General features: G+C 45.8%; 4 protein-coding genes and 1 pseudogene. All 5 read right to left on the reverse strand.

Annotation, left to right across the window (positions count from 1 at the left end):
- The coding region (locus FIM25_RS16895) for an Rpn family recombination-promoting nuclease/putative transposase (RefSeq protein WP_179953494.1) at window positions 1-638 on the reverse strand (638 nt) is incomplete at its 3' end.
- Between the two features lie 96 nt (window positions 639-734).
- Window positions 735-1,067, reverse strand: a pseudogene (locus FIM25_RS16900) (CmcI family methyltransferase); the annotation flags it as partial.
- A gap of 19 nt (window positions 1,068-1,086) precedes the next feature.
- Window positions 1,087-1,830: a PD-(D/E)XK nuclease family transposase gene (locus FIM25_RS16905; protein ID WP_179953495.1), complete on the reverse strand. Its 744-nt coding sequence runs from the start codon at window positions 1,828-1,830 to the stop codon at window positions 1,087-1,089.
- Window positions 1,748-2,038, reverse strand: coding sequence for a PD-(D/E)XK nuclease family transposase (locus FIM25_RS17950; protein ID WP_139445966.1), 291 nt, complete (start codon window positions 2,036-2,038; stop codon window positions 1,748-1,750). The genes FIM25_RS16905 and FIM25_RS17950 overlap by 83 nt, the downstream gene beginning before the upstream one ends.
- Window positions 2,039-2,125: 87 nt before the next feature.
- On the reverse strand, window positions 2,126-2,512 hold a 387-nt coding region (locus FIM25_RS16915; RefSeq protein WP_218961499.1), incomplete at its 5' end, for a cephalosporin hydroxylase family protein.

Raw genomic sequence — 2,512 nt, forward strand, 5'->3', positions numbered from 1 at the left:
TTATACACCTCCCGGATCATTGGGTTATGATTGATGCGCTCATCCAGGGGTCTGTCATTGTCCTGAATGGTGCCAATGAAAAGCGTCCATTCCTCAAGCTCATTAAGGGGTCTGGCTTCGGCCTTTTTTTCAAGGCTGCGAAGATACTTTTCAAGTTCAATATAATACAGGTGCCAGTGATTGACGAGGGCTTTGTGTGTGCGGGTGTTCAGCATGGCATAGTGATTGAACCAGAAACCCTCTTCTTCCGGCTTATCAAAAAGCGTACCCACAAGAATATGAATGCCGTAGCAGGCTTTAAGGTCACTATAAAGGGCATCTTTGCCCTTCTCAAGCTGATCCCGGTACATGCCCGCAAGGTAATATTTGCTGCGGGGCGGATAATGGAAGCCCGGATTCACCTGAACCTCCAGGTTTACCCATTCACCGCTTAAGTCATCTTTGGCCCGGATATCAAGGATACCCTGCTTTTCATTCTTGAAGGGTTCAGATTCATCAAAGGGATTYARGATGGTTACTTCGGAAAACTTTTTTGAAGGAGATGTAATGGCATTAAGGAGGGCGATYAAAGGGGCTGTGYAGCTTTGCCTTCCAAAGATCCATTTAAAAACGATGTCATTGTAAATTTTTATTTCCATTGAAATCATTCCTTACAAAAAAGGAGGCTGAACAGGATTGAAGCGGGCTTCGAGAGCCTCAGCCACCGKGCTTTAAATGAATCTGGTTTAAGTTTTTCAGGCKATCTTTTTCAGATATCCGTCCGGTGCAACGGTGATCAGGAGCTTATGCTGGATATCCCTGTCCATTTCAAATTCCGGRTGGGTTTTTAAATATTCCCACACAGCGGTTTTGGGATTGTTGCCCGGCCCCCAGGGTCTGTCCGGRAACATATTTTCGGGCATGTCTTCACTGAGGGTATCAAAAACCACACAATAACTGCCTGTACTTACCAGAGGCCCATAGGCTTTAAGCTCGGCCAGGACATGGTCATGGGTATGCATGGAATCCAGACAGACAAGAATGCACTGATACTTCTTTGCCACATCATGCACCTTTGCAATGATGCATGGGTCATAGCAGGCTTTTTTACGAACCTTTTACCACTTCTTCGGAAATTCCCAGCATTGTTGCAATATCTTCGTCTGGCAATCCCTGATTACGCATCCCATGGATGGCTTTTTTCATAATGGCTTCCTTCTCAGCCCTTTCCCTCTCCTGGGCCAGAAGAGCCGCCTTGTTCTCAGCAGTAATCCTTTCCTGTTCGGCCATGAAGTGTTCGACCTCATGGCCCAGCCTGATAATTTCCTGCCTCATCTTTTCAGTCATATACTCATTGGTCTTCTGAACACGGATAAATTCTTCCTGCACACGGTATTTTTCACGGAGATGGTCATCTTTTGTGAAGGTCTCAATCATTTTATACACCTCCCGGATCATTGGGTTATGATTGATGCGCTCATCCAGGGGTCTGTCATTGTCCTGAATGGTGCCAATGAAAAGCGTCCATTCCTCAAGCTCATTAAGGGGTCTGGCTTCGGCCTTTTTTTCAAGGCTGCGAAGATACTTTTCAAGTTCAATATAATACAGGTGCCAGTGATTGACGAGGGCTTTGTGTGTGCGGGTGTTCAGCATGGCATAGTGATTGAACCAGAAACCCTCTTCTTCCGGCTTATCAAAAAGCGTACCCACAAGAATATGAATGCCGTAGCAGGCTTTAAGGTCACTATAAAGGGCATCTTTGCCCTTCTCAAGCTGATCCCGGTACATGCCCGCAAGGTAATATTTGCTGCGGGGCGGATAATGGAAGCCCGGATTTACCTGAACAGTCATCTTTGGCCCGGATATCAAGGATACCCTGCTTTTCATTCTTGAAGGGTTCAGATTCATCAAAGGGATTCAGGATGGTTACTTCGGAAAACTTTTTTGAAGGAGATGTAATGGCATTAAGGAGGGCGATCAAAGGGGCTGTGCAGCTTTGCCTTCCAAAGATCCATTTAAAAACGATGTCATTGTAAATTTTTATTTCCATTGAAATCATTCCTTACAAAAAAGGAGGCTGAACAGGATTGAAGCGGGCTTCGAGAGCCTCAGCCACCGTGCTTTAAATGAATCTGGTTTAAGTTTTTCAGGCGATCTTTTTCAGATATCCGTCCGGTGCAACGGTGATCAGGAGCTTATGCTGGATATCCCTGTCCATTTCAAATTCCGGGTGGGTTTTTAAATATTCCCACACAGCGGTTTTGGGATTGTTGCCCGGCCCCCAGGGTCTGTCCGGGAACATATTTTCGGGCATGTCTTCAATGAGGGTATCAAAAACCACACAATAACTGCCTGTACTTACCATCGGCCCATAGGCATTAAGCTCCGCAAGCACATGGTCATGGGTATGCATGGAATCCAGACAGACAAGAATGCACTGATACTTCTTTGCCACATCATGCACCTTTGCAATGATGCATGGGTCATAGCAGGCTTTTTTTACAATCCTCTTACCACGGCTTCGGATATTCCC

Origin of the sequence: Desulfobotulus mexicanus (assembly GCF_006175995.1) — a bacterium.
GTDB classification, from domain to species: domain Bacteria; phylum Desulfobacterota; class Desulfobacteria; order Desulfobacterales; family ASO4-4; genus Desulfobotulus; species Desulfobotulus mexicanus.